Here is a 25,516-nt window from a genome sequence, read left to right as displayed (position 1 = left end):
CGCGTCGGATGCGCCGGGGTGAGGTCAGCGGGCCGCCTCGTCCTCCACCGTGCGGGCGCGGCCCGCGAGGACGCCCACGGCCATCTGCGGGATCATCAGGCCGGCCATGAGGGCGATCGGCAGTCCCCAGCCGCCGCTGTGCTGGTAGAGCACACCGACCAGGAGCGGACCCGGGATGGAGATGAGATACCCGGCGCTCTGCGCGAAGGCCGACAGCTGGGCGACGCCCGCGCCGGTCCTGGCCCGCATGCCGACCATCGTCAGGGCCAGCGGGAAGGCGCAGTTGGCGACGCCGAGCAGCAGGGCCCAGGCCCAGGCTCCGCCGGCCGGCGCGAGGTACAGGCCCGCGTATCCGGCGAGGCCGCAGACGCCGAGCGCGACGACGATCGGCCCCTGGTGGGGCAGCCGGGTGGCCACGCGCGGGATGACGAAGGCCAGGGGCACGCCCATCGCCATGGTGACGGCCAGCAGCAGCCCGGCCGTGCCCGCGGAGACCCCCGCGTCCCGGAAGATCTGCGCCATCCAGCCCATGGTGACGTACGCGGCGGTGGCCTGGAGCCCGAAGAACACGGCGAGCGCCCAGGCGGTACGGCTGCGGGTGATCCGCAGTTCGGGCCGCGCCCGCTCGGTCTCCCGCGCGCGGGAGGGCGGTTCCGCGGGCGCCTCCCGGTGTCGTACGAGAGCGATCCAGGGCAGTACGGCGGCTGCGGCCAGCCCCGCCCACACGGCGAGGCCGGAGCGCCAACTGCCGCCCAGGGACTCGGTCATGGGCACGGTGACCGCGGCCGCTGCGGCGGTGCCCAGGGCGAGGGCCATCGAGTAGAGGCCGGTCATGGAGCCGACGCGGTCGGGGAACCAGCGCTTGACGATCACCGGCATCAGGACGTTGCTGACCGCGATCCCCATGAGCGCGAGCGCGCTGCCGGCCAGGAAGCCCGCCGTTCCGCCGACGTAGGGCCGTATGAGCAGGCCCGCGGTGATGGCGAGCATGCCGGCGCAGACCACGGTGCTCGGGCCGAAGCGGCGGGCGAGGCGCGGGGCCATGACGCCGAAGGCGGCGAAGCACAGCGGGGGCACGGAGGTGAGCAGTCCGGCGACGCTGCCGCTCATGCCGAGGCCGTCGCGCACCTCTTCGAGGAGGGCGCCGAGGCTGGTGATGGCGGGACGGAGGTTCAGCGCGGCGAGCACGATGCCGACGACGACCAGACGCGTCGTCCACGCGCGCGTGGACGGTCCTCCGCCCGGTGTCGCAGGGTCGCTCACGGCCGGGCCGCCGGTGTTCGTCGTCGTGGACCTCGGTGTCCGGGTTTCCTCGCTCGCCATGCCGTCCATCATAGAATCATGGGATGATTGGTTGTCCATCCCCGGGTGGCCTTCTCCCGCCCCGCACATGCAAAGGTGTGCCATGCCTCTGAGCCACCCCCGTCGTTCGGCGCTGTCCGAGCAGGTCATCGCCGCGCTGCGGAACGAGATCACCTCGGGCGAGTGGCCGGTCGGCTCCCGGATCCCGACCGAGCCGGAGCTGGTCGAGCAGCTCGGGGTCGCCCGCAACACGGTCCGCGAGGCCGTCCGCGCGCTCGCGCACAACGGTCTGCTGGACATCCGCCAGGGCTCCGGCACCTATGTCGTGGCGACCAGTGAGCTGGCGGGCGTGATGCACCGCCGGTTCGCGGACGCCGACCCCCGGCACATCGCCGAACTGCGCTCCACCCTGGAGTCGGCGGCGGCGCAGCTGGCGGCCGAGCGGCGCACCGAGAAGGACCTCAAGCAGCTGGACGCCCTGCTCGTGCGGCGCGAGGAGGCGTGGGCGTCTGGGGACGCGGAGGCCTTCGTGGCGGCCGACGCGACCCTGCACCTGGCCGTGGTGGCCGCTTCCCACAACGACGTCATGACGGCGATGTACGCCGACCTGGGCGAGGTGCTGCGGGACTGGCTGCGCGCGGACGTCGGCGAGGAGCTGACTCCGGAGTCGTACATGGACCACACGCGGCTCGTGGACGCGATCCGCGCGGGTGACGCGCGGGGGGCCGCGGCGGAGGCCGCGGGCTATCCGTTCCTGTGCCGTCCGGGGCGGCTCGGCCCGGCTGCTCCCGAGGGCCTCAACTCGCCCGCTTCTGGTGGCTGACCCACACCGCGCGGACGTCCTCCCAGCAGCGGCCGGCCAGCCGTACGGTCTGCGCCGGGCCGGCGTCGATCCCGGTGCCGTCGCTGTCGATGTCCCACCAGCGGTCGCACTCGATGTGCAGGGCGACGCGGTCGGTCTGGGGGTACGGGTTGTGGCAGTACGCGATCACGTGCGAGCCGTGGACGATGGTGCGGCACGCGGCGCCGAACAGCTGGGGGGCGGCGGCCGGTTTTCGTGCCTCCACGCGCGCGTGGGGCATCGCCTCGTACGCCAGGGAGATGACGAGCGCGACGGCGGCGGTCACTGAGGCCAGGCTGCGGGACAGGCGCACAAGGGGAACCTCCTCGGTGGTGCTGGGGAGGGAATCGCGTGGTGAACGCGTAATCCAGAGTGCGCAGTTGTGTGCCCTCCCCGCCCGGCCTGAGGGGCCGAACGGGTGACACGACGAGGGCCCGCACCTCTGCGGTGCGGGCCCTCATGCAGAATGCGGCGGCAGCGTCACGCACCGATGGCGTGCAGGCCGCCGTCCACGTGGACGATCTCGCCCGTGGTCTTCGGGAACCAGTCGCTCAGGAGGGCGACGATGGCCTTGCCGGCCGGCTCCGGGTCGTTGAGGTCCCACTCCAGGGGGGAGCGGTTGTCCCACACGGCGGCCAGCTCGCTGAAGCCCGGGATGGACTTGGCGGCCATCGAGCCGAGCGGGCCCGCGGAGACGAGGTTGCAGCGGATGTTCTGCTTGCCCAGGTCGCGGGCGAGGTAGCGGCTGGTGGCCTCAAGGGCGGCCTTGGCCGGGCCCATCCAGTCGTACTGCGGCCACGCGAAGGACGCGTCGAAAGTGAGGCCGACGACCGAGCCGCCGTTCTGCATCAGCGGCAGGCAGGCCATGGTCAGCGACTTCAGGGAGAACGCCGAGACGTGCATCGCCGTGGCGACCGACTCGAACGGCGTGTTCAGGAAGTTGCCGCCGAGCGCGTCCGGCGGCGCGAACCCGATGGAGTGCACGACGCCGTCCAGGCCACCCAGCTCCTCGCCCACTACGTCGGCGAGGCGCGCCAGGTGCTCGCCGTTGGTGACGTCCAGCTCGATGACCTTGGTGGGCTTGGGAAGCTTCTTGGCGATGCGCTCGGTCAGCGTGGGCCGCGGGAACGCGGTCAGGATGATCTCCGCGCCCTGCTCCTGGGCCTGCTTGGCGGCGTGGAAGGCGATGGAGGACTCCAGCAGCACACCGGAGATCAGGACACGCTTGCCCTCGAGAATTCCGCTCATGGTGATCAGTGACCCATTCCCAGTCCGCCGTCAACAGGGATGACGGCTCCAGTGATGTACGAGGCGTCGTCCGAGGCGAGGAACCGCACCGTCGCGGCGACCTCCTCGGGCTGCGCGTAACGGCCGAGCGGCACCTGCTTCACGATGTTCTCGCGCTGCTCGTCGCTGAGCACCTTGGTCATGTCGGTGTCGACGAAGCCGGGCGCGACGACGTTGAAGGTGATGTTGCGCGAGCCCAGCTCACGGGCGAGCGAGCGCGCGAAGCCGACCAGGGCCGCCTTGGAGGCCGCGTAGTTCGCCTGGCCCGCGCCGCCCAGCAGGCCGACGACCGACGAGATGAGGACGACGCGGCCCTTCTTGGCGCGCAGCATGCCGCGGTTGGCGCGCTTGACGACGCGGAAGGTGCCGGTGAGGTTGGTGTCGAGGACCGAGGTGAAGTCCTCCTCGGACATGCGCATCAGGAGCGTGTCCTTGGTGACGCCCGCGTTGGCGACCAGGACCTCGACGGGGCCGTGCTCGGCCTCGATCTCCTTGTAGGCCTGCTCCACCTGCTCGGTGTCGGTGATGTCGCACTTGACGGCCAGGCAGCCCAATTCAAGAAGGGCGGCCGGCGGCTCACCCGAGCGGTACGTGATCGCGACCTTGTCGCCGGCGTCGGCGAACGCACGGGCGATGGCGAGGCCGATGCCCCGGTTGCCTCCGGTGACGAGAACCGAGCGGCTCAACGGATCACCCTTTCGATAGCTGTCCTGTGCGCCTGCCCGGTACACCCTGGTTGACAGACGGCCTTGCCAAAAACCTATCGGTCGGCCCGCGCCACGGGACAATCGGGCATCGACAGTGGCTTAGAGGACTCGCTGTCGGGTCTCTACAGAAAGTGCCGACGCCGAGCGGAAACGTGTGGTCCCCGCACCTGTCCGCGCGACATGATCGGACTCCACAGGCCACGACAGCAGGGAGACCTCCGTGCCTCATTCCATCGACGAAGCCTTCACGGCGCTTCCCCTACGCGCCCTGGCCGACGCCGCGCTGGCACGCGCGCGTGCGCTCGGGGCGGAGCACGCGGACTTCCGGTTCGAGCGGGTGCGCAGCGCGTCCTGGCGGCTGCGGGACGCCCGGCCGGCCGGTACGTCGGACACCACCGACCTCGGGTACGCGGTGCGGGTCGTGCACGGCGGCACCTGGGGGTTCGCGTCGGGCGTCGACCTGAGTCTCGACGCCGCCGCGAAGGTCGCCTCGCAGGCGGTCGCGATGGCGAAGCTCTCCGCCCAGGTGATCAAGGCGGCCGGGTCGGACGAGCGCGTCGAGCTGGCCGCCGAACCCGTGCACGAGGAGCGGACGTGGATCTCCTCGTACGAGATCGATCCGTTCTCCGTGCCCGACGAGGAGAAGGCGGGGCTGCTGGCGGACTGGAGCGCCCGGCTGCTCGCGGCGGACGGCGTCAACCACGTGGACGCGTCGCTGCTCACCGTGCACGAGAACAAGTTCTACGCCGACACCGCGGGGACCGTGACCACCCAGCAGCGCGTCCGGCTGCACCCGCAGCTGAACGCGGTGTCGGTCGACGAGTCGAGCGGCGAGTTCGACTCGATGCGCACCATCGCGCCGCCCGTGGGCCGCGGCTGGGAGTACCTCACGGGTACCGGCTGGGACTGGGACGAGGAGCTGGCGCGGATCCCCGAACTGCTCGCCGAGAAGATGCGCGCCCCGAGCGTCGAGGCCGGCCTCTACGACCTCGTCGTCGACCCGTCCAACCTCTGGCTGACGATCCACGAGTCCATCGGCCACGCCACCGAACTGGACCGCGCGCTCGGCTACGAGGCCGCCTACGCCGGCACGTCCTTCGCCACCTTCGACAAGCTCGGCAAGCTCAAGTACGGCTCCGAGCGGATGAACGTCACCGGCGACCGCACCGCCGAACACGGCCTCGCCACCATCGGCTACGACGACGAGGGCGTCGAGGGCCAGTCCTGGGACCTCGTCAAGGACGGCACCCTGGTCGGCTACCAACTCGACCGCCGCATCGCCAAGTTGACCGGCTTCGACCGCTCCAACGGCTGCGCGTACGCCGACTCCCCCGGGCATGTGCCGGTGCAGCGCATGGCCAATGTGTCGTTGCAGCCGGATCCGGCGGGGCTGTCCACGGAGGATCTGATCGGCGGGGTCGACCGCGGGATCTACGTGGTCGGCGACCGGTCGTGGTCGATCGACATGCAGAGGTACAACTTCCAGTTCACCGGGCAACGCTTCTTCAAGATCGAGAACGGGCGGATCACCGGACAGCTGCGGGACGTCGCGTACCAGGCGACGACCACCGACTTCTGGGGGTCCATGGCGGCCGTCGGCGGTCCGGGGACCTACGTCCTGGGCGGTGCCTTCAACTGCGGCAAGGCCCAGCCGGGCCAGGTCGCGGCGGTCTCGCACGGCTGCCCGTCTGCACTGTTCACGGGCGTCAACATCCTCAACACCACGCAGGAGGCCGGTCGATGAGTCCTCGTACGAACAAGCCGCACGAGATCGTCGAGCGCGCCCTCGAACTCTCCCGGGCCGACGGCTGTGTCGTCATCGCCGACGAGCACTCGACCGCCAACCTCCGCTGGGCGGGCAACGCGCTGACCACGAACGGCGTCACGCGCGGGCGCACGCTCACCGTCATCGCGACCGTCGACGGCAAGGAGGGCACCGCCTCGGGGGTCGTGTCCCGGTCAGCCGTCACCCTGGAGGAGCTGGAGCCACTGGTCCGGGCCGCCGAGGCCGCCGCGCGCGGTGCCGCGCCCGCCGAGGACGCGCAGCCGCTGGTCACGGGTGTGGCGCAGTCGCCCGACTTCACGGACGCGCCCGCAGAGACCTCGTCCTCCGTGTTCACCGACTTCGCGCCGGCCCTCGGCGAATCGTTCGCACGCGCGCGTGCGGGCGGTCGCGAGCTGTACGGCTTCGCCAACCACGAGCTGGTCACCAGCTACCTCGGCACGTCGACCGGGCTGCGTCTGCGCCACGACCAGCCCAACGGCACGCTGGAGCTGAACGCCAAGTCCCCGGACCGCACGCGCTCGGCCTGGGCCGGCCGCTCGACCCGGGACTTCAAGGACGTCGACCCGGCGGCCCTGGACGCCGAGTTGGCCGTACGACTGGGCTGGGCCGAGCGGAAGATCGCGCTGCCCGCCGGGCGGTACGAGACGCTGCTGCCGCCCACGGCCGTAGCGGATCTGTTGATCTACCAGATGTGGTCGGCGTCGGGGCGGGACGCGGTCGAGGGCCGCACGGTGTTCTCCAAGCCGGGCGGTGGCACCCGCGTCGGCGAGAAGCTCACCGAACTGCCGCTGACGCTGCGCAGCGACCCGAACGAACCAGGTCTGGAATCCGCCCCGTTCGTGCTCGCGCACACCTCCGGCGGCGACCAGTCGGTGTTCGACAACGGGCTGCCGCTGACGGCCACGGACTGGGTGCGCGAGGGCGAGTTGCAGCACCTGCTCACCAGTCGGCACAGCGCGGGGCTGACCGGGCTGCCGGTGGCGCCGTCGATCGACAACCTGATCCTGAGCGGGGGCGAGGACCGCTCCCTGGAGGAGATGGTCGCGAGCACCGAGCGCGGGTTGCTGCTCACCTGCCTCTGGTACATCCGCGAGGTCGACCCGGCGACCCTGCTGCTCACCGGGCTCACCCGGGACGGCGTCTACCTCGTCGAGAACGGCGAGGTGGCGGGCGAGGTGAACAACTTCCGGTTCAACGAGTCGCCGGTGGATCTGCTCGGGCGGGCCACCGAGGCGGGGCGGACGGAAAAGACGCTGCCGAGGGAATGGAGCGACTGGTTCACTAGGGCTGCGATGCCCGCGCTGCGGGTGCCGGACTTCAATATGAGCTCTGTCAGTCAGGGCGTATAACCTCGTACCTGACTCGCGAGACCATCCCAAGGAGATACGAGAACCGTGACGGACATCGTCGACGAACTGCAGTGGCGGGGGCTCATCGCCCTCTCCACTGACGAGGACGCATTGCGCAAGGCGTTCGCGGACGGTCCCGTCACGTTCTATTGCGGTTTCGACCCGACCGCGCCCAGCCTGCACCTCGGCAACCTCGTGCAGATCCTGACCATGCGCCGGATCCAGCAGGCGGGCAACCGTCCGCTCGGCCTGGTCGGCGGTGCCACGGGCCTGATCGGCGACCCGAAGCCGAACGCGGAGCGGACGCTGAACTCGCCGGACGTCGTGGCCCAGTGGGTCGAGCGGCTGCGCGCGCAGATCGCCCCGCTGCTGGACTTCGAGGGCCCGAACGCCGCGATCATGGTCAACAACCTGGACTGGACGCAGGGTCTGTCGGCCATCGAGTTCCTGCGGGACATCGGCAAGCACTTCCGGGTCAACAAGATGATCGCGAAGGAGGCCGTCTCCCGGCGGCTCAACTCCGACGCGGGCATCAGCTACACCGAGTTCAGCTACCAGATCCTCCAGGGCATGGACTTCCTGGAGCTCTACCGCAGGCACGGCTGCACGCTCCAGACCGGCGGCAGCGACCAGTGGGGCAACCTCACCTCGGGCACCGACCTGATCCACCGGGTCGACCCGGAGGCCGCGGTGCACGCGCTGGGCACCCCGCTGATCACCAAGGCCGACGGCACCAAGTTCGGCAAGACGGAGTCCGGCACGGTCTGGCTCGACCCCGAGATGACCACGCCGTACGCCTTCTACCAGTTCTGGCTGAACGCGGACGACCGGGACGTCTCCAAGTTCCTGCGCATCTTCAGCTTCAGGTCCCACGAGGAGATCGAGGAGCTGGAGCGCCAGACCGAGGAGCGTCCGCAGGCGCGTGCCGCGCAGCGCGCGCTCGCCGAGGAGCTGACGACGCTGGTGCACGGCGCCGAGCAGACGGCCGCGGTGACCGCCGCGTCCCGGGCCCTCTTCGGGCAGGGCGAGCTGGCGGAGCTCGACGAGAAGACGCTCGCCGCGTCCCTCTCCGAGCTGCCGCACGTCCAGGTCGCCGAACTCGGCCCGGTCGTCGACCTGTTCACCGAGGTCGGCCTGGTGGCGAGCAAGTCCGCGGCGCGGCGGACCGTGAAGGAGGGCGGGGCCTACGTGAACAACGTGAAGGTCGCCGCGGAGGATGCCGTGCCGGGCACGGAGGATCTCCTCCATGGGCGGTGGCTGGTGCTACGGCGGGGCAAGAAGAATCTGGCGGCCGTGGAGGTCACGGGCGCGTGAGCGCATGACGTAGGGGCGGTTTCCCGGTTCGGGAGGCCGCCCCTTCGCCGTAGGGATGTCAGGCTCGTTGTTTGTTCTTGCCGATCGTGGCCATGTAGGCCATGTCGACCACGAAGACGATGATGATCGCGGCGATGAGCTGGAACGCGTGGCGGCTCCAGTCGATGCCGCTGGTCGCGTCGACGCCGGCCGCGCGGGCGATCGCGTTGCCGACGATGGCGCCGAGAATGCCGCAGATGGTGGTCAGCCAGAGCGGACTGTGCTGCTTGCCCGGGATGATCGCCTTCGCGATCAGGCCCAGCACGAATCCCACGATGATCGCCCACAACCAGCCCATGGCTGCCTCCTTGTACGGCTCGACGTGAGCATTACGCCAAGTGTGGGCCCGGTCGCCGTACGCCGCATGTCGGGTAGGGCCGTACGTGGTACGGCGCAGGTTGCTCGCCCTGACCCGGGGTGCCCCGGTCTCGAAGGCGGCGCAGGCGCGGCGTAACGTTGGTGGTGTCGGGGCCCGGTTCCCGGATCGGGTGCGAACCGGGGTCGCGGGCCGGGGAGAGTCCGATGCGGGCGGATGGTGGAATGTGATGCGGAAGCTGCACGGCGAAGGCAACGCCCAGGTGTTCCGGATCACCGGAGCCCGGACGGGACTCGCGGAGGACATCCGCGGTCGGCAGCGCCGGTACGTCATCTCGATGTCGATCCGTACGGTGTCGGTGATTCTCGCCTGTTCCCTGTGGAACGTCGAACGGCACGTCGCGATCGTCGCGTTGGTGCTCGGTGTGCTTCTCCCCTATGTCGCCGTGGTGATCGCGAACGCCGGGCGGGAGAACGCGCCCGGTCTGCCGTCGACGTTCGTCACCGCGCCGCTGCGGCCGATGATCATGCCGCCGCGGTCGGACGAGAGGGTCGCGGAACCCGTCCCGGAAGAGGTCGTGCCCGAGCCGACACCCGGTGCGCGGGGCGAGTCGTAGGCCCGGTCGTGACCATGCCGAACGTGCCATAAACGGAAGTCGGCTCCGCACCAAGCTCAAGAAAAGCTCAGATCAATCATGTTGTTCCGGTGCCGGGCGACCGGTCACCCGTGACATACTTCGTACGCGCTCCGCATCCCCCGTCGGAGCGACAGACCGACGCCGGGCAGCTCCCCCCGTGGCTGCTCGGCGTCGCCTTTTCAGCGCATCTGTGAGACGAATTCCGTGAGTTCCCGTGAGTGACGAGACACCCATCTGCTCCGCGAAGGGCTGCCGCGCCGACGCCGTGTGGGTCCTCGTGTGGAACAACCCGAAGGTCCACACGCCGGAGCGGCGCAAGACGTGGCTCGCGTGCGAGGAGCACCGCGAGCACCTGTCCCAGTTCCTCGGTGTGCGGGGCTTCCTGAAGGACGTCGTCAAGTTCGAGGACTGGGAAGCGCCCGAGGCCCCGTAGGGCCCGTTCGAAGTCTCGTCAGAGCCCCTTCGTCCACTCGTCTACGACCGCTGCTCAGCCGCCGATCGCCGACATCGGGCGGTCCGGCTGGAGGAACGACGGGTCGTCCAGGCCCGAGCCCGCCTTCTTGCCCCACATCGCCTGGCGCCAGATGCGGGCCAGCTCCTCGTCCGGGGCGCCGGTGCGCAGGGCGTCACGGAGGCTGGTCTCCTCGCGGGCGAACAGGCAGTTGCGTATCTGGCCGTCGGCGGTCAGGCGCGTGCGGTCGCAGGCTCCGCAGAACGGGCGGGTGACCGAGGCGATGACGCCCACGCGGTGCGGGCCGCCGTCCACGATCCAGCGCTCGGCCGGGGCCGAGCCGCGCTCGTCCGTGCCTTCGGGGGTCAGCTCGAAGCGGGTGCGGAGGGAGGCGAGGATGTCGCCGGCGGTGACCATGCCCTCGCGCTTCCAGCCGTGCTGGGCGTCCAGGGGCATCTGCTCGATGAAGCGCAGTTCGTAGTCGTGCGCCACGGCCCAGGACAGGAGGTCCGGAGCCTCGTCGGCGTTGAGTCCCGGCATCAGGACCGAGTTGACCTTGACCGGGGTCAGGTCGGCTTCGCGGGCGGCTTCGAGGCCGTCGAGGACGTCCTGGTGGCGGTCGCGGCGGGTGAGGGTCTTGAAGACGTCCGCGCGCAGGGTGTCCAGGGAGACGTTGACCCGGTCCAGACCGGCCTTCTTCAAGGCGGTCGCCGTGCGCTTGAGGCCGATGCCGTTGGTGGTGAGGGACATCCGGGGGCGGGGCTCCAGGGCCGCGACCCGCTCGACGATGCCGACCAGGCCGGGGCGCAGCAGCGGCTCGCCGCCGGTGAAGCGGACCTCCTCGATACCGAGGGAGGTGACCGCGATGTCTATCAGGCGGACGATCTCGTCGTCCGTGAGCAGGTCGGGCTTCGCCAGCCACTGCAGGCCCTCCTCGGGCATGCAGTACGTACACCGGAGGTTGCACCGGTCGGTCAGCGAAACCCTCAGGTCGGTGGCCACTCGGCCATAGGTGTCGATGAGCACGTGGGCCTCCTCCCTCGATTCGGATCGCATGTTTTCCGACACCTGCGAGCCTACGCGACACCTCTGACAACGAGAGCGGCCCGATCCCACGAGGTACGACGGGGCCGCGTCGTAGGGATCTACGACGCGGCCGTCGGCGTGGGGGGAACTACGAGGGACTCAGCGGGGCTCAGTGGGCTCCGGTGCCGGTCAGGGACCGTACCTCCAGCTCCGCGTACTTGGCGGTGTCGGGCTCCTCCTTGGAGAGGATCGTGCCGAGCCAGCCCAGCAGGAAGCCGACCGGGATGGAGATGATGCCGGGGTTCTCCAGGGGGAACCAGTGGAAGTCGACGTCCGGGAACATCGAGGCGGGTTTGCCGGAGACGACCGGCGAGAACAGGACCAGGCCGACCGCGGTGACGAGGCCGCCGTAGATCGACCACAGGGCCCCGGAAGTGGTGAAGCGCTTCCAGAAGAGGCTGTAGAGGATCGTCGGGAGGTTGGCGGAGGCGGCGACCGCGAAGGCGAGGGCGACCAGGCCGGCGACGTTCAGGTCGCGGGCGAGGGCGCCGAGGAGGATGGAGACGGCGCCGATGCCGACCGTGGCGTACCGGGCGGCGGCCATCTCCTGTTTCTCCGTCGCCTGTCCCCGCTTGATGACGTTGGCGTAGATGTCGTGGGCGAAGGACGAGGACGAGGCCAGAGTGAGGCCGGCGACGACCGCGAGGATCGTGGCGAAGGCGACCGCCGAGATGCTCGCCAGGAGGATGGCGCCCCAGTTGGAGTCGACCCCGCCCAGATGGAGGGCCAGGAGGGGGGCCGCCGTGTTGCCCGCCTTGTTGGACGCGATGATCTCGTCGGGTTTGATCAGTGCCGCGGCGCCGAAGCCGAGGGCCAGGGTCATCAGGTAGAAGGCGCCGATGAGGCCGATGGCCCAGTTGACCGACTTACGGGCGGCCTTGGCGGTGGGCACCGTGTAGAAGCGGATCAGGATGTGCGGCAGACCCGCGGTGCCGAGGACCAGGGCGAGGCCCAGGGAGATGAAGTCCAGCTTGGTCGTACCCGTGGCGCCGTACTTGAGACCGGGGTCCAGGAACGCGGAGCCCTTGCCGCTGTTGTCGGCGGCCTTGCCGAGCAGGTCGGAGACGTTGAAGTTGAACTTGAGCATCACCAGGAAGGTCAGCAGCAGGGCGCCGGCGATGAGCAGGCATGCCTTGACCATCTGGACCCAGGTGGTGCCCTTCATGCCGCCGATGGTGACGTACACGATCATCAGGACGCCGACCAGGGCGACGATGCCGATCTTGCCCGCGTCGGATGTGATGCCGAGGAGCAGGGAGACCAGGACGCCCGCGCCGGCCATCTGGGCCAGCAGGTAGAAGATCGACACCACGATGGTGGAGGTGCCGGCCGCCGTACGGACGGGCCGCTGGCGCATGCGGTAGGCGAGGACGTCGCCCATGGTGTAGCGGCCGGAGTTGCGCAGCGGTTCGGCCACCAGGAGCAGGGCGACCAGCCAGGCGACCAGGAAGCCGATCGAGTACAGGAAGCCGTCGTACCCGAAGAGGGCGATGGCGCCGGCGATGCCGAGGAAGGACGCGGCGGACATGTAGTCGCCGGAGACGGCCAGGCCGTTCTGGAAGGCGGTGAACTGCCGGCCGCCGGCGTAGAAGTCGGCGGCGCTCTTGGTCTGGCGGCCCGCCCAGACGGTGATGACGAGCGTCGCGGCGACGAAGACCGCGAACAGGGTGATGATCAGCGGCCGGTGCTGGCTCGCCTCGCCGGCGGCCAGGGTGATCGCGGGGCTCATGCGCCGCCCTCCATCCGGGACTTGATGGCTTCGGCCTTGGGGTCGAGCTTCGCGGCGGAGTACCGCGCGTACCACCAGGCGATGAGGAATGTGGTGAGGAACTGGCCGAGGCCCAGGACGAGGGCGACGTTGATGTTGCCGACGACCTTGGTGTCCATGAAGTCGTCCGCGTAGTTGCACAGCAGGACGTACAGGAGATACCAGGCGATGAAGGCGACGGTCAGCGGGAAGGCGAAGGAGCGGTGGGCGCGGCGCAGTTCGGCGAACTCCGCGCTCTCCTGGACCTGTTCGAACTCCTCGGTACTGGGGAGTTTTCGTTCGGCTTTCGAGGGCGGTGGTGTCTCGGTGGCCACGGTGTCTCCTCGCGTTGCGGACATGCTGGTTGCGACCTCACAGACCTACGGATCACGCCACCAGGAGTGATCGGGCGACTCCCCTAAGTGATATCGAGGGAAGGTCCCCGATCCTGCTGGCGCTTCCTGCCCAAGGTCACGGCGCCACGCGTGGACCGGTTCAACTCCTTTGACTTCTTTCAGGACTCGCCTTTGGGAAGTCATTGCTGGCCAGCCCTCGCGGGAGATAACTTCAGCTGGCACCACTCGTCATGTACCTGCCCGGGAGGCATCACGTCTCGGGCCTTTTCGTTTCCGGATGATGTGGAGATCCCATGGCTCATCTGCGCCCCAGACACCGGCTCGCCCTCGCCGTACCGGTCGTGCTGTCGCTGACCGCCTCGCTCGGTTTCCTCCCGTCTGCGGCTTCGGCGGTCCCGATCACGGAGACCACCGCGCAGACCGCCGACGCGCCGAACCTCTCGTATGTGGTCAACACCCGGCTGGACCACCGGACGATCAACACGGTCAAGAAGGCGATCAATGCGGCCGGCGGCAGCATCGTGGAGACGTACGAGCAGATCGGCGTGATCGTCGTGCACTCGGCGAACCCCGACTTCGGGCTGATCATCCGCAAGGTGCCCGGTGTGCAGTCGGCCGGTGCCACGCGGACCGCGCCGCTGAGCCTCGCCTCGACGACGGACGAGGGCGCGGTGCAGTACCTGTCCAAGGAGCAGGCCGCGAAGACGACGAAGGCCTCCGCCGCGGCCGGTGACAGCGAGCCCCTCGAAGCCGACCAGTGGGACCTGCCCGCGATCGGCGCCGACAAGGCCGCGAAGATCAACCCGGGCAGCAAGAGCGTGACGGTCGCCGTCATCGACGTCGGCGTCGACGACACCCACCCGGACATCGCCCCGAACTTCTCCCCCTCGCAGTCCGCGAACTGCGTGGGCGGCAAGGCGGACACGACATACGGCTCCTGGCGCCCCGTGGACTCCGCCCACTACCACGGCACGCATGTCGCGGGTGAGATCGCCGCCGCCCGCAACGGCATCGGTGTAGCGGGGGTCGCGCCGGGCGTGAAGGTCTCCGGGATCACCGTGGCCGAGCCGGACTCGACCCAGCTGTTCTACCCGGAGAGCGTGGTCTGCGCCTTTGTGTTCGCCGCGGATCACGGCGTGGAGATCACCAACAACAGCTACTACGTTGATCCTTGGCTGTACAACTGCATGGACGACCCCGATCAACGTGCCATTGTCGACGCGGTCAACAGGGCCCAGCTGTACGCCCAGAGCAAGGGCACGCTCAATGTCGCCGCGGCCGGCAACTCCAACGACGACCTCGACTCCCACGCCCTGGTCGACGACTCCAGCCCCGACGACTCCACCGCGGTGACCCGCACGGTCGACCCGCACGAGTGCTTCGACGTACCGACCCAGCTGCCGGGTGTCGTGACCGTGAGTTCGGTCGGCGTCACGAAGGCCAAGTCGTACTTCTCCAGCTACGGCAAGGGCGTGATCGACGTGTCGGCGCCGGGCGGGGACTCCCGGCAGATCCCGGACACCCCGTCGAAGAACGGCCGCATCCTGTCCACGCTGCCGAACAACACGTACGGCTACCTCCAGGGCACGTCGATGGCGACCCCGCACGTCGCCGCCGTGGCCGCGCTGCTGAAGTCCACGCACCCGCACGCCTCTCCGGCCCAGTTGCAGGCGCTGCTGAAGGCCGAGGCGGACAACCCGGGCTGCCCGACCGACGTCTACGACACCAACGGCGACGGCATCGCGGACGCGACCTGCGTCGGTGGCAAGCGGGTCAACGGCTTCTACGGGTTCGGCATCGTGAACGCGCTGCGGGCGGTCAAGTAGCGGGTATCTGTTCTCGCTGTTGATGCAGTTGATGCGGGCCGGGCGGATCTGGAGGATCTCCGCCCGGCCCGTTCATGTCTGCATCGCCACCGCAGACATATTGATTGAATCAATACTGCATAGTGCAGTCATGACTGACATCAAGGTGGCATGGGCCGCGCTGGGTGGCGATCCCGCCCTGGTCCCGCGTATCTCGACCGTCGCGCGCCGAGGGGCGCTCGAAGCGCGGCTTCCCGTACGGGAGTTGGCGCGGGCCTGCGTGGGAGCGTGCGCGCTGGCCGCCGCCGAGCTGGGGGCGCGGCGGGCCGGGCGCGCGGAGGTGCCCGGGGTGCTGGTGGACGACGGGGCCGTCGCCACGGCGTTCGTCAGTGAGCGGCATCTGCTGATCGACGGGCGGGCGCCGGTCTCCTTCGCGCCGCTGTCGCGGTTCTGGCGGACGGCCGACGGCTGGGTCCGCACCCACGCGAACTATCCGCACCACCGGGCACGACTGCTGGGGGCGTTGCGGCTGCCGGGTGACGCCTCCGTGGAGGACGTGGCCGCCGTGCTCGCCGAACGGTCCGCCTCGGAGGTGGAGGAGACCGTGTACGGCGCCGGAGGCCTCGCGGTCGCGCTGCGGACGGCGGCGGAGTGGGGCGGGCACCCCCAGGGAGTCGCGGCGGCCGGGCGGCCTCTCGTCGAGCGCGCGCGGCTCGACGCAGCACGCGCGCGTGCGCTGCCGCCGCTCGACGGCGATCCGCTGCTGCCCGCCGCCGGAGTGCGGGTGCTCGATCTGACCCGGGTGATCGCGGGCCCGGTCGCCACCCGCACGCTGGCGCTGCTGGGAGCGGACGTACTGCGCGTGGACGCCCCGCAGTTGCCGGAGGATCCCGACGCGCACGCGGACACCGGTTTCGGGAAGCGGTCGACGCGGCTGGATCTCGGCCTGGCGGCCGACCGGCGGGCCTTCGAGGAACTGCTCGGGCAGGCCGATGTGGTCGTCACCGGGTACCGTCCGGGGGCTCTGGACCGGTTCGGGCTCTCCCCCGAGACGTTGGCCGGCCGCCGGCCCGGGCTGATCGTGGCGCAGTTGTCGGCGTGGGGCGTGTACGGGCCGTGGGGCGGGCGGCGCGGGTTCGACAGCCTGGTGCAGGTCGCCACCGGCATCGCCGCCACCGAGGGGTCGCCAGGGCGGCCCGGGGCGCTGCCCGCGCAGGCCCTCGACCACGGGACCGGGTATCTGCTGGCGGCCTCGGTACTGCGGGCGTTGACGGACCGGTCGGAGCAGGACCGCGGGCTCGTGCTGCGGCTGGCGCTGGCACGGACGGCGGCCTGGCTGACAGCCGGAGGAGCGGGCGAATCGCTGAGCGGGAGCGAGCCGAGCGGGACGGCGTACAACCAGCCGGATGCCTGGCTGGTCGAGACCGGCAGCGGTATCGGGCGGCTGCGGCACGCGCTGTCGCCGGTCTCCTTCGTCGGCGGGCCCGCGAACTGGGCGCGCCCACCGGGTCGTTGGGGCACGGACCCGGCTCGTTGGGCTTGATCCGGGGGCGGGACGGAAACGTACCTATGAGCGGAATCCGGTTCCGCCAGTTGTTTTGTTGCACTTGCCCGGTTCTGTGACGGCTGGTGAAGATCTTGGGGTGACCTTGATACGACCGACTGTCGAAGCGGCCGACACCAGTGGCCCCGGGCGGCGCCCCGGTACGCGCCGGGCCGTCGCCGTACTGGCCCTGGTGCTGCTCGCCGCGCTGATCCCGCTACTGGGACCGTCCGCCGCGCTGCACGACACCGGGGAGGCCGCCGCGCCCGGTGTCGGCGGGATCGCGCTGCTGCGGGCGGTGCTGTTCGGCGCACTGTGCGTGCCGCTCGGCGAGTTGTTCGTGAACCGGCTGGCGCGCACGGTGCCCGGCGCTCCCCCGAACGGCCCCCGGAGTTGGGCCCTGTACGCGGCCGGTGCCGGTTTCGTCGCCGCGCTGGGACTCGCGTCGGTCGTGGCGACGGGCAATCTGGTGCCGCACAGCTTCGCCGAGATCGACGTCGGCGGCCTCTACCAGTCCCGCGACGGCAAACTCGCGCTCCTGGAGGTCAACGCGTTCGCCGTGGCGGCCCTGTGCGCCCGGTCGCGTCGGCCCGCCGTGCAGGTGTGGCCCCTTGCCGCCGTGGTCCTCGCGGAGGCGCTGCGCGCGCACCCGGTGGGCGAGCACAGTCCGCTGGTCGGCTCGGAGCTGACTGCGGTGCATCTGACGTGCGCGGCGCTGTGGGTCGGCGGGCTGCTGCACGCGCTGCGGACGTTGCGGCAGTGGCGGGATTCCGAGGCGGGCGCCGCGCTGTTGGGCCTCTACGCGCGCGTGGCCGCCGTGCTGCTCGCCGCGATCACCGCGACGGGGGTGTGGAGTTCGCTGCGCAGGATGCCGGCCGGCACGATCCTGGACCAGCTGACGACGACGGCGTACGGGCGCACCCTGCTCGCCAAGGTGCTGCTCGTCGCCACCGTCGCCGTACTCGCGCTGTGGGCACGCCACCGGCTGCGGCGGGCCACCGATCCGCTGGCCGCCTGCTCACCCGCGCGGGCCGAGGTCGTCGTCCTGGGGGTGGTGGTCGTGCTCTCCGGACTGTTGACGGCCTTGCCGGTGCCGATCCGCTGGCATTGATCGAATCCAGTGTTGACCGGCTCCGGCATTGATCAACTCGGCGTCGATCAACTGTTGACGACCAGCACCTTCAGGGCCGTGCGCTCGTCCATCGCCTTGTAGCCGTCGGGTACGCCCTCCAGGCCGACCGTCAGGTCGAAGACCGGCGACGGGTCGATGGCACCGTCCAGGATGTCGGGCAGCAGCTCCGGGATGTACGCGCGGACCGGCGCGACTCCGCCGCGCAGCGCGATGTTCCGGTCGAACATGACCCCGAGGTCGAGGCCGGTACCGCTGCCGTGCGGCACGCCGACGAAGCCGATGGCGCCGCCGTCGCGCGTGATGTCGACGGCCGTACGCATGGACTGCTCGGTGCCGACTGCCTCGACCACGGAGTGCGCGCCCTGGCCGCGGGTGAGTTCGCGGACGGCCTCGACGGCGGCCTCACCGCGTTCGGCGACGACGTCGGTGGCGCCGAAGGCGCGCGCGATGTCCGTGCGGGTCTTGTGGCGGCCGAGGGCGATGATCCGCTCGGCGCCGAGGCGCTTGGCGGCGAGCACGGCGCACAGGCCGACCGCTCCGTCGCCCACGACGGCGACGGTGGCACCCTTGCGGGCGCCCGCGCCGAGGGCCGCGTGATGGCCGGTGCCCATGACGTCCGACAGCGTCAGCAGCGCGGACAGCAGGTGGTCGTCGGAGGCCGCCTCCTTGGGGAGCCGTACGAGCGTGCCGTCGGCGAAGGGCACGCGTACCGCCTCGCCCTGGCCGCCGTCGTAGCCCACGGCACCCCAGAAGCCGCCGTGCACGCAGGAGGTGGTGAGGCCCTCGCGGCAGTACGCGCAGACGCCGTCGGACCACATGAAGGGCGCGACCACGAGGTCGCCGGCCCTGACGCCGTTCACCTCGGAGCCGGTCTCCTCGACGATCCCGAGGAACTCGTGTCCGATCCGCTGCCCCGGCTGCCGGGCCGCCTCGCCGCGGTAGGCCCACAGGTCGCTGCCGCAGATGCAGGCGCGCAGCACCCGGACCACGGCGTCGGTGGGCAGCTGCACCATCGGCTCGGGCACGTCCTCCACGCGCATGTCGAACGGGGCGTGGATGGTGGTGGCGCGCATGGCGAGGGTCCTTCTCGTCGCTGGTCTGCTGGTGCGGTGCGCTCAGGGGGTGGTCGAGCGCACTTCACGGTACGCCGCCGCCGGTGCGGGCCGCGCATCGAGGGCGCCCCGGACCAGCAGGAACTGTGCCGCCGCGTAGGTCAGCATGATCCAGAAGTCGGGCCGGGGCAGTTGCGGCCAGTCGGCGACGCCGGTCGCGATGAGGGTGTCGGAGAGCACGAAGAGCGCCCCGCCGAGCCCGGCTACCGGACCGAGCCTGGTGGCCGCGGTGTACGCCATGGCGGTCAGGAGGGTGCTGTAGCCGGCGACGGGGACACGGAGGCCGGCCGGCAGGTCGGGCCACAGCAGGACGACCAGGGTGACGAGGGCGACCGCGTAGCCGACGGCGAGCAGACCCGCACGCGCGCGTGGCGGACCCTGGCGCCGGAACAGGACGAGGTAGCAGATGTGACCGGCGGCGAAGGAGGCCATCCCGGCCATGAACGCGTGGTCGGTGTCCGAGAGCAGCAGGACGTCCCCGCCCCAGCCGCACAGCAGGGCGGCGACCAGGAGCCGGGGGCCGCCCGCGCGGGCGGCGAACGCGGCCAGCAGCGGCACGATCAGCGGCTTGGTGACCAGGTGGCCGCCCCGGAAGCCCACGGTGAGGGAGACGAGGTCGAGGACCGTGACGAGGACGAAGGCACCCAGGAGCACCCGGGAGGCCCTCACGCGGCCACGGACTGCTCGGTCTGCTCCACCGCGACCGTCGGCTGCCAGCCGGGCCCCCGGAACACCCGTCCGGCGCGCTCACGCCAACTGGTCGCCGCCTTCAGGTCCTTGGCGATGGCGACGTACTCATGGGTGGCGACCTTGATCGGGTTGAACGTGTTGATGTTCTTCGTCAACCCGTAGACGGGCCGCTCGACCTCGGGGACGAACGACCCGAAGAGCCGGTCCCAGACGATGAGGATGCCGCCGAAGTTGCGGTCCAGATAGCCGCCCTGGGAGGCGTGGTGCACCCTGTGGTGGGACGGCGTGTTGAAGACGAACTCGAACCACCGGGGCATCCTGTCGATCCGCTCGGTGTGGATCCAGAACTGGTAGACGAGGTTCACCGAGGAGCAGAACGCCAGCGCGGCGGGATGCACGCCCAGGGCGACGAGCGGGACGTAGAACGGCCACACCGTGAGGGTCGTCCAGGGCTGGCGCAGGGCCGTGGTGAGGTTGAAACGGCGGCTGGAGTGGTGGACGACGTGACAGGCCCAGAGGATGCGGATCACGTGGTGGCCGCGGTGGGACCAGTAGTAGAAGAAGTCCTGCCCGAGCAGCATCAGCGGGATCGTCCACCACAGCACGGGTACGCGCAGCGGCGTGAGTTCGTAGACCGCGGTGTAGACCGCGACGATCGGGATCTTCCAGAGGAAGTCGAAGACGAGGCTCCCGAGCCCCATGCCGACGCTCGTGGCGGCGTCCTTCGCCTCGTAGCCCGCCGCGTCGTCATCGGGGTGGACACGCACGCTGATCATCTCGATCACGGTGAGCAGCACGAAGGCGGGTATCGACCAGAGCACGGCGTCGGGCAGGTTCGGCATGGGTGAACCGTAGGACCGCGAATCGGTCACGACTAGACGTTGTTACCCACAAGTATTTCCTGGGGTACGCGCTTGCTTGTTGGCGATCTCCGCCAACGGGTCACGCGCCCGCCGCCCCCAGCACCGTCCCCGCCCCATACGTCACCGCCATCGCCAGCACGCCCCCGGCGACGTTCCGCACCATCGCCGTCCTCGGGTCGGCCGCGCCGAGGCGGGCGCTGGTCCAGCCGGTGAAGACGAGGGCGGCCAGGGACGAGACCACCGTGACGCCCAGGCGCCAGCCGGCCGGGGGCAGGACGATCGCCAGGAGTGGCAGCAGGGCGCCGACAGTGAAGGACAGGAAGCTCGCCCAGGCCGCGTGCCAGGGGTTGGTGAGGTCGTCGGGGTCGATGTTGAGCTCCACGCGCGCGTGGGCACGCAGCGCGTCGCGTTCCGTGAGCTGGGCCGCCGCCTCCATGGCCACCTCACGGGTCAGACCGCGGTCCTGGAGGAGTTCGGTCAGCTCCTCCAGTTCGGCCTCCGGCTGCTCCCTCAACTCGCGCTTCTCCAGGGCCAGTGCGGCCTTCTCCGAGTCGCGCTGGGTGGAGACGGACACGTACTCCCCCGCCGCCATCGACATGGACCCGGCGAGGAGACCGGCGAGGCCGGCCGTCAGCAGCGCCGAGCGGTCGTCCGTGGCGCCGGCCACGCCGACGACGAGACCGGCGGTGGACAGGATGCCGTCGTTGGCGCCGAGGACCGCGGCCCGCAGCCAGTTCAGCCGCGAGCCGAGGCTGCCGCCGTGCGCCTCGGCATGGGACCCGCCGTTGGTTTCAGTCACCCCCGGAGGATTCCACCCCCGGCCTCACCACACGCGTACCGACGCCCCTCGCGCGAACACCGGGCTCGTGGCGTCCGCCGGAGGCTCCTCCAGCGGCTCGGCGATCTCGGCCACCGTGGGGCCGACCTTCGCCGCGATCGGGTCGAGGAGGTCCAGGTCGAAGCCGTACACGCGGGCCGCGTTGCCGCCGAGCATCGCGGCGACCTCGTCGCTCGGCACGCGCGCGTACGCGAAGCGCAGCCCCTCCCTGGAGTACGGATAAGTGCCCTCGTCGTGCGGGTAGTCGCTGCCCCACATGATCTTCTCGATGCCGATGCGGTCCCGCAGGGGCACCTCGTGGGGGCGCATGAAACTGGCTCCTACGAAGCAGTTGTCGCGCCAGACCTCCGAAGGACCCCTGCCCATCGAGGCGGCGAGCCCCGCGCCGAACTTGGACTCCGCGGTCGACGCCTTCGTGGCCGCCGCGACCAGGCGCCCGTGGTAGTAGTCCAGCATGTCGAGCACCCCGGGTATCCAGCCGGAGCCCTGCTCGGTCAGCACCAGTTTCAGGTCCGGGTGGCGGCGGAAGGCACCGCCGAAGATCAGGTGCCACAGGGCGCGGTGCGAGAACCATGTCGTCTCGACCATGAACACCGCGCGGGCGGCCGGTTCGTCGCCGAGGGGCGGGGCGGCCGAGCCCGCGTGGTGGTTGACGGGCACGCCGAGTTCCGCGCAGACGTCCCAGATCGGGTCGTACGCCGACGAGTACAGCTCCGGCAGCCCCGAGCCCGGTGGGGTGCCGGGCAGCAACAGGCCGCCCCTGAGGCCGGCTTCGACGGCCCATCGGATCTCCTGGACGGCCTCCTGGACGTCGTTCAGGAGGATCTGGAAGACACCCGCCCGCCGGCCCGGCGCGGCCGCGCAGAAGTCCGCCAGCCAGCGGTTGTGGGCGCGCAGGCCGGCCCAGCGCAGCTCGAACTCCCCGGCCGTCGGCGCGGGCGCCATGAGGGAGCCGGACGGGAAGAACGGCGGGACGGTGTTCGGGAAGACGACCTCGGCGACGATCCCGTCCTGCTCCAGCTCCGCGATCCGCCGCGCGGAGTTCCAGTTCTTGTCGGCCGTGTCGGCGACCAGGTCCTCGTACGGGTTGACGTACGTGGCCGCCCAGGCGTCGAACTCGTCGTGGTAGCGCTTCTCCAGGTAGGGCCGGTAGTCGAGGAGATCGGCGCCCGCGTGGCAGTCCGCCGAGATGACCGTGTACCGGTCCTCGCTCGCGGGCCTCATGGGGTCTGTGGCGGTCATGGCGTCGCCCCCAGGACCGGGAAGTCGTGGTCGGTCAGCCAGTGCCGGCCGACCTCGCGGGAGCGCGCCCAGGACGCCCTCACGGCCTCCTGGTCGTCCTGCTGGCCGAGTTCGGCGGGAGTGGGACCGATCCGGCGTGCCAGGGGCTCCAGGGCCGCCACGTCGAAGCCGAAGGCGTCGGCCGCCGCGAGGCCCAGCATGCGGCGGGTCTCTTCGACCGGGATGTCGTGGAAGGTGCGCTTCAGCCACGCGCGCGTGTCGGGCCAGGTGCCCTCGGGGTGCGGGAAGTCGCTGCCCCAGAGGATGTTGTCGACGCCGATCTCGTAGCGCTGGGCCAGTTCGCGACGCTTGGTGTTCGTGGCGCAGATGAAGACCTGCCGGTCGAGGTACTCGCTCGGCGGCCGTTTCAGCTCGGCGAACGGCGAGAGCTTCTTGCCTCCGTGGGCGCCCAGGTAGAGGCGGTCCATGAACCACAGCTGGTTCGGCAGCCACCAGCAACCCGACTCCGCGACACCGAACTTGAGGCCCGGGTGGCGTTCGAAGACCCCGGACCAGAGCAGGAACCACAGCGGCCGGGCGGGCCACCAGGTCACCTCGCTGACGTAGATGCCCAGATGGTCGCCGTACTCGTGGCGGGGCGCGGCCCCGGAGTGGGTCAGTACGGGCATCGCGCACTCGGCGGCGGCAGCCCACACCGGGTCGTAACGGCGGTCGTGGTAGGGCTCCTTGTCGACCCACATGGAGGGGATCATCAGGGCGCCGAGGCCCGACTCCTTGGCGCGGTGGATCTCCGCGACGACCTTCTCCGTAGGGGCCGTCACCGGCAACAGGGCGACCCCGCAGTGCCGTTCGGGGTTCTCGGAGACGAAGTCGGCGAGCCAGCGGTTGTGGGCCTGCGCGCCCGCCATGCCCAACTCGGGGTCCTGGTCCCCGGAGAGGCCGAGTCCGACCCCGAAGGGCGCGGCCGTCTGGCTGTCCACGGCGTCGGCGTCCGGGAAGACCACCTCGGCGGCCACCCCGTCGCCGTCCAGCTCCTTGAGGCGTTGCGCGGTGTCCCAACCGCCGCGCAGGCCCTCCTCGTTGTCGTGGAACCACTTGGCGGCGAACGCCTCGTTGCGGATGCCGAGCCGGGTCATCTCCTCGCGGCGCCGGTCGCGTCCGGCGAGGAACTCGTCGAAGTCCCGGTGGAACCGGGCGTCCAGATAGGGCCGGTACTCCTCGGTGGGCAGCCCGGCGTGGCAGTCGGAGGAGATGATCAGGTACGGCTCCTGGTCGGTCACAACAGCCCCCTCAGTCCAGGATGAAGCTTTCGAGGTACGACGGGTTCGCCCGGTCGAGCATCGAGGCCGCCCGGGCCTTGATCTGGGCGTCGCTGTGCTCGCTCTCGGGGAGTATCCAGAAGCGGTCCGCGCGGATGCCGTCCACGACGAGGTCGGCGACCTCCTCGACGGGCGTGAAGGCGACCTCCTTGCCAGCCTCCTTCATCGCGGTCTCCCACTGGTCGAGGCTGCGGTAAGGCGTCCTACGGGGGCGTTCTTTCGCGTACCGGGCGGGCCGGTTGCGGTGCGACTCCCACAGGCCCGTGCGCAGCATGTGCGGCCCGGGGAAGAGCACCGAGGCGCCCACGCGCGCGTGCTCCGCCTTCAGGTGGGCGTACAGGGACTCGGTCATCGTCACGACGGCCGCCTTGGTGACGGCGTACACGGAGGCGGTGGGCAGTGGGGCGATACCGCCGTCCCCGGAGGACGTGTTGACGACATGACCGGGCTGATTCGACTTGATCATCCTCGGCACGAACGCCTGGATGCCGTGGAAGACGCCCCACACGTTGACGGCGAACGCCCACTGCCAGTCGTTCGGTTCGTGCTCCCACATCCGGCCCTCGGCGCCCGAGCCGACGCCCGCGTTGTTGCACAGGACGTGGACGGCGCCGTACGTGTCGTACGCCGACTCGGCCAGATCCAGGACCTGTTGGCGTACGCCGACGTCGACCACGCGCGCGTACACGTCGGCGCCGTCGGCGCGCAGATCGGCGGCGGCCTTGTCGAGGGCGCCCTCCTCGACGTCGGCGAGGACCACCTTCAGCCCGTCGGCGGCGAACCGCCGTGCCATCGCGAGCCCGATCCCGCTCGCGGCCCCGGTGACGACGGCGACCTGCCCCTCCCTCAGCTCCATCAGACGCTTCCTTCCGGAGGCCCGTCGTGCACCTGCTGCGGGTCGTCGTAACGCTGGTGGATGTACGGCAACAGGGCCCGCGCGTCGACCCGTTCGACGACCTTGCCGCGCTGGTCGCTGGTCTTCTCGCCGATGGTGATGTCGACGAGAGTGCGTACGGGGAGGTCGGCGACCGGGTCGTACATCGACTCGCGCAGGACGACGTCCCCGGTGACGCGTTCGAGGCGGCGGACCTTCTCGTTGCGCAGGCAGTGCACGAGCACCGGGTCGGCGTCGAAGCCCGAACCGTCCACCGCGGGAAGGAACTTGAAGTAGAAGTCGGTCTTCTGCGTCGGCCCGGGGAGGGGCAGTTCCTCGCTGACCGCGCCGCGGACCTCGACGAAGGTGATGCCGTGCCGGGCCAGCGACGCGTGCACCACGAGGCCCACGCGTTCGACGGTGACCTCGCCGAGCTTCTTGGGTTCGCCGAAGACCTCACGGCCGCCGGTGAGGGCCCGTTCGTGGGTCATCGGCATGACCAGCGGGTACCAGCCCTCGACGCCGTCGTGCGCGGCGGCGACCGCGAACGAGCCCGCGCCCAGGGGGTATCCGGTCAGTTCGACCTTGCTGATGTTCACCCGGACCAGGGGCCGCCCGGTGGGCTTGAGGGGCGGCGGCAGGACCGCCGCGACCGCGTCCGGGTCGCTCTCCCAGACGGCCACCACACCGGTGGACCAGATGTCGGGGAGTTTCGCGCTCGCCGTGCGTGCGGCGGCGATCTCCGCCTCGGTCCGTGCGCCGTACCGTACGCGTGCCATACGCCGTACCGCCCTTCGTAGGCCGTCATCCGTCAGGCGGGCAGCACGCTTGCACCAGGCGGGCAAAAGGTCCATAGCCACGCGCGCGTGCGTTCGGCGGA

The 25,516-nt window shown here is 70.5% G+C and carries 25 protein-coding genes; 9 read left to right on the top strand and 16 right to left on the bottom strand.

Annotated elements, in window-relative coordinates:
- Positions 1 to 24: 24 nt before the first annotated feature.
- Complete coding sequence (locus ACQHII_RS36890) at positions 25 to 1,335, bottom strand: CynX/NimT family MFS transporter (RefSeq protein ID WP_427923331.1); 1,311 nt, start codon at positions 1,333 to 1,335, stop codon at positions 25 to 27.
- 70 nt (positions 1,336 to 1,405) lie between these two features.
- Between ACQHII_RS36890 and ACQHII_RS36885 the strand changes: the two genes are divergently transcribed.
- The gene (locus tag ACQHII_RS36885; protein ID WP_427923330.1) at positions 1,406 to 2,125 is read left to right on the top strand and encodes a FadR/GntR family transcriptional regulator; all 720 of its coding nucleotides are present in this window, start codon (positions 1,406 to 1,408) and stop codon (positions 2,123 to 2,125) included.
- Here the strand turns inward: ACQHII_RS36885 and ACQHII_RS36880 are convergent.
- From ACQHII_RS36880 to fabG, 3 genes are all read right to left on the bottom strand, one after another.
- Positions 2,100 to 2,456, bottom strand: a complete 357-nt coding sequence (locus tag ACQHII_RS36880) for a hypothetical protein (protein WP_427923329.1) — start codon at positions 2,454 to 2,456, stop codon at positions 2,100 to 2,102. The two genes, ACQHII_RS36885 and ACQHII_RS36880, sit on opposite strands and share 26 nt — an antisense overlap.
- A gap of 167 nt (positions 2,457 to 2,623) precedes the next feature.
- Positions 2,624 to 3,391: an enoyl-ACP reductase FabI gene (fabI, locus tag ACQHII_RS36875; RefSeq protein WP_427923328.1), complete on the bottom strand. Its 768-nt coding sequence runs from the start codon at positions 3,389 to 3,391 to the stop codon at positions 2,624 to 2,626.
- Positions 3,392 to 3,396: 5 nt separating this feature from the next.
- Positions 3,397 to 4,116: a 3-oxoacyl-[acyl-carrier-protein] reductase gene (fabG, locus tag ACQHII_RS36870; RefSeq protein ID WP_406461291.1), complete on the bottom strand. Its 720-nt coding sequence runs from the start codon at positions 4,114 to 4,116 to the stop codon at positions 3,397 to 3,399.
- 241 nt (positions 4,117 to 4,357) lie between these two features.
- Here fabG and ACQHII_RS36865 point away from each other — a divergent pair, with 241 nt between their 5' ends.
- The 3 genes from ACQHII_RS36865 to tyrS are packed head-to-tail and all read left to right on the top strand — an operon-like array spanning position 4,358 to position 8,586.
- Complete coding sequence (locus ACQHII_RS36865; protein WP_200711692.1) at positions 4,358 to 5,881, top strand: TldD/PmbA family protein; 1,524 nt, start codon at positions 4,358 to 4,360, stop codon at positions 5,879 to 5,881.
- Complete coding sequence (locus tag ACQHII_RS36860) at positions 5,878 to 7,272, top strand: metallopeptidase TldD-related protein (protein WP_427923327.1); 1,395 nt, start codon at positions 5,878 to 5,880, stop codon at positions 7,270 to 7,272. The genes ACQHII_RS36865 and ACQHII_RS36860 overlap by 4 nt, the downstream gene beginning before the upstream one ends.
- Before the next feature lie 45 nt (positions 7,273 to 7,317).
- Positions 7,318 to 8,586 (top strand): tyrosine--tRNA ligase, encoded by a 1,269-nt coding sequence (gene tyrS / locus ACQHII_RS36855; protein WP_427923326.1) that lies wholly within the window; start codon positions 7,318 to 7,320, stop codon positions 8,584 to 8,586.
- A 58-nt stretch (positions 8,587 to 8,644) separates the two neighbouring features.
- On the opposite strand, the gene ACQHII_RS36850 is transcribed toward tyrS, so the two are convergent.
- A complete protein-coding gene (locus ACQHII_RS36850) occupies positions 8,645 to 8,923 on the bottom strand; it encodes a GlsB/YeaQ/YmgE family stress response membrane protein (protein WP_043685229.1) in 279 nt (92 codons plus the stop codon).
- Between the two features lie 247 nt (positions 8,924 to 9,170).
- Between ACQHII_RS36850 and ACQHII_RS36845 the strand changes: the two genes are divergently transcribed.
- Entirely contained in the window at positions 9,171 to 9,557 is a 387-nt protein-coding gene (locus tag ACQHII_RS36845; RefSeq protein ID WP_427923325.1) for a DUF3099 domain-containing protein, read from the top strand.
- Between the two features lie 235 nt (positions 9,558 to 9,792).
- Positions 9,793 to 10,011 (top strand): hypothetical protein, encoded by a 219-nt coding sequence (locus ACQHII_RS36840; protein WP_427923324.1) that lies wholly within the window; start codon positions 9,793 to 9,795, stop codon positions 10,009 to 10,011.
- Between the two features lie 54 nt (positions 10,012 to 10,065).
- Here the strand turns inward: ACQHII_RS36840 and moaA are convergent, their stop codons facing one another.
- The 3 genes from moaA to ACQHII_RS36825 all read right to left on the bottom strand — a co-directional run bounded on the left by moaA (position 10,066) and on the right by ACQHII_RS36825 (position 13,197).
- The gene (moaA, locus tag ACQHII_RS36835; protein ID WP_427925493.1) at positions 10,066 to 11,055 is read right to left on the bottom strand and encodes a GTP 3',8-cyclase MoaA; all 990 of its coding nucleotides are present in this window, start codon (positions 11,053 to 11,055) and stop codon (positions 10,066 to 10,068) included.
- A 169-nt stretch (positions 11,056 to 11,224) separates the two neighbouring features.
- A complete protein-coding gene (locus ACQHII_RS36830; protein WP_427923323.1) occupies positions 11,225 to 12,844 on the bottom strand; it encodes a solute symporter family protein in 1,620 nt (539 codons plus the stop codon).
- Complete coding sequence (locus ACQHII_RS36825; RefSeq protein ID WP_427923322.1) at positions 12,841 to 13,197, bottom strand: DUF485 domain-containing protein; 357 nt, start codon at positions 13,195 to 13,197, stop codon at positions 12,841 to 12,843. Before ACQHII_RS36825 ends, ACQHII_RS36830 begins: the two co-directional genes overlap by 4 nt.
- A gap of 314 nt (positions 13,198 to 13,511) precedes the next feature.
- Between ACQHII_RS36825 and ACQHII_RS36820 the strand changes: the two genes are divergently transcribed.
- From ACQHII_RS36820 to ACQHII_RS36810, 3 genes are all read left to right on the top strand, one after another.
- The gene (locus tag ACQHII_RS36820) at positions 13,512 to 15,044 is read left to right on the top strand and encodes a S8 family serine peptidase (RefSeq protein WP_427923321.1); all 1,533 of its coding nucleotides are present in this window, start codon (positions 13,512 to 13,514) and stop codon (positions 15,042 to 15,044) included.
- A 130-nt stretch (positions 15,045 to 15,174) separates the two neighbouring features.
- Entirely contained in the window at positions 15,175 to 16,566 is a 1,392-nt protein-coding gene (locus ACQHII_RS36815; RefSeq protein WP_427923320.1) for a CoA transferase, read from the top strand.
- A 100-nt stretch (positions 16,567 to 16,666) separates the two neighbouring features.
- Positions 16,667 to 17,677 carry a CopD family protein gene (locus ACQHII_RS36810; protein WP_427923319.1) on the top strand — a complete coding sequence of 337 codons (1,011 nt, stop codon included), beginning with the start codon at positions 16,667 to 16,669 and terminating at the stop codon, positions 17,675 to 17,677.
- Positions 17,678 to 17,724: 47 nt separating this feature from the next.
- Here ACQHII_RS36810 and ACQHII_RS36805 read toward each other — a convergent pair whose 3' ends face one another.
- The 8 genes from ACQHII_RS36805 to ACQHII_RS36770 form a co-directional block, all read right to left on the bottom strand.
- Complete coding sequence (locus tag ACQHII_RS36805) at positions 17,725 to 18,771, bottom strand: zinc-dependent alcohol dehydrogenase family protein (RefSeq protein WP_427923318.1); 1,047 nt, start codon at positions 18,769 to 18,771, stop codon at positions 17,725 to 17,727.
- A 42-nt stretch (positions 18,772 to 18,813) separates the two neighbouring features.
- Positions 18,814 to 19,479 carry a lysoplasmalogenase gene (locus tag ACQHII_RS36800; protein WP_427923317.1) on the bottom strand — a complete coding sequence of 222 codons (666 nt, stop codon included), beginning with the start codon at positions 19,477 to 19,479 and terminating at the stop codon, positions 18,814 to 18,816.
- Complete coding sequence (locus tag ACQHII_RS36795) at positions 19,476 to 20,342, bottom strand: sterol desaturase family protein (RefSeq protein WP_427923316.1); 867 nt, start codon at positions 20,340 to 20,342, stop codon at positions 19,476 to 19,478. Before ACQHII_RS36795 ends, ACQHII_RS36800 begins: the two co-directional genes overlap by 4 nt.
- Before the next feature lie 100 nt (positions 20,343 to 20,442).
- On the bottom strand, positions 20,443 to 21,162 hold the full coding sequence (locus ACQHII_RS36790) for a VIT1/CCC1 transporter family protein (protein WP_427923315.1): 720 nt from the start codon (positions 21,160 to 21,162) through the stop codon (positions 20,443 to 20,445).
- Positions 21,163 to 21,186: 24 nt separating this feature from the next.
- A complete protein-coding gene (locus tag ACQHII_RS36785; protein WP_427923314.1) occupies positions 21,187 to 22,443 on the bottom strand; it encodes an amidohydrolase family protein in 1,257 nt (418 codons plus the stop codon).
- Positions 22,440 to 23,723 (bottom strand): amidohydrolase family protein, encoded by a 1,284-nt coding sequence (locus ACQHII_RS36780; protein ID WP_427923313.1) that lies wholly within the window; start codon positions 23,721 to 23,723, stop codon positions 22,440 to 22,442. The genes ACQHII_RS36785 and ACQHII_RS36780 overlap by 4 nt, the downstream gene beginning before the upstream one ends.
- Positions 23,724 to 23,733: 10 nt before the next feature.
- Positions 23,734 to 24,618, bottom strand: a complete 885-nt coding sequence (locus tag ACQHII_RS36775) for an SDR family NAD(P)-dependent oxidoreductase (RefSeq protein WP_427923312.1) — start codon at positions 24,616 to 24,618, stop codon at positions 23,734 to 23,736.
- Positions 24,618 to 25,415 (bottom strand): acetoacetate decarboxylase family protein, encoded by a 798-nt coding sequence (locus tag ACQHII_RS36770; RefSeq protein ID WP_427923311.1) that lies wholly within the window; start codon positions 25,413 to 25,415, stop codon positions 24,618 to 24,620. The genes ACQHII_RS36775 and ACQHII_RS36770 overlap by 1 nt, the downstream gene beginning before the upstream one ends.
- Positions 25,416 to 25,516 lie beyond the last annotated feature (101 nt).

This window comes from Streptomyces sp. cg40 (genome assembly GCF_050320165.1).
GTDB classification, from domain to species: Bacteria; Actinomycetota; Actinomycetes; order Streptomycetales; family Streptomycetaceae; genus Streptomyces; species Streptomyces hokutonensis.
The sequence above is the reverse complement of the archived record's forward strand: the minus strand, read 5'-3'. Positions and strand labels throughout refer to the sequence as shown.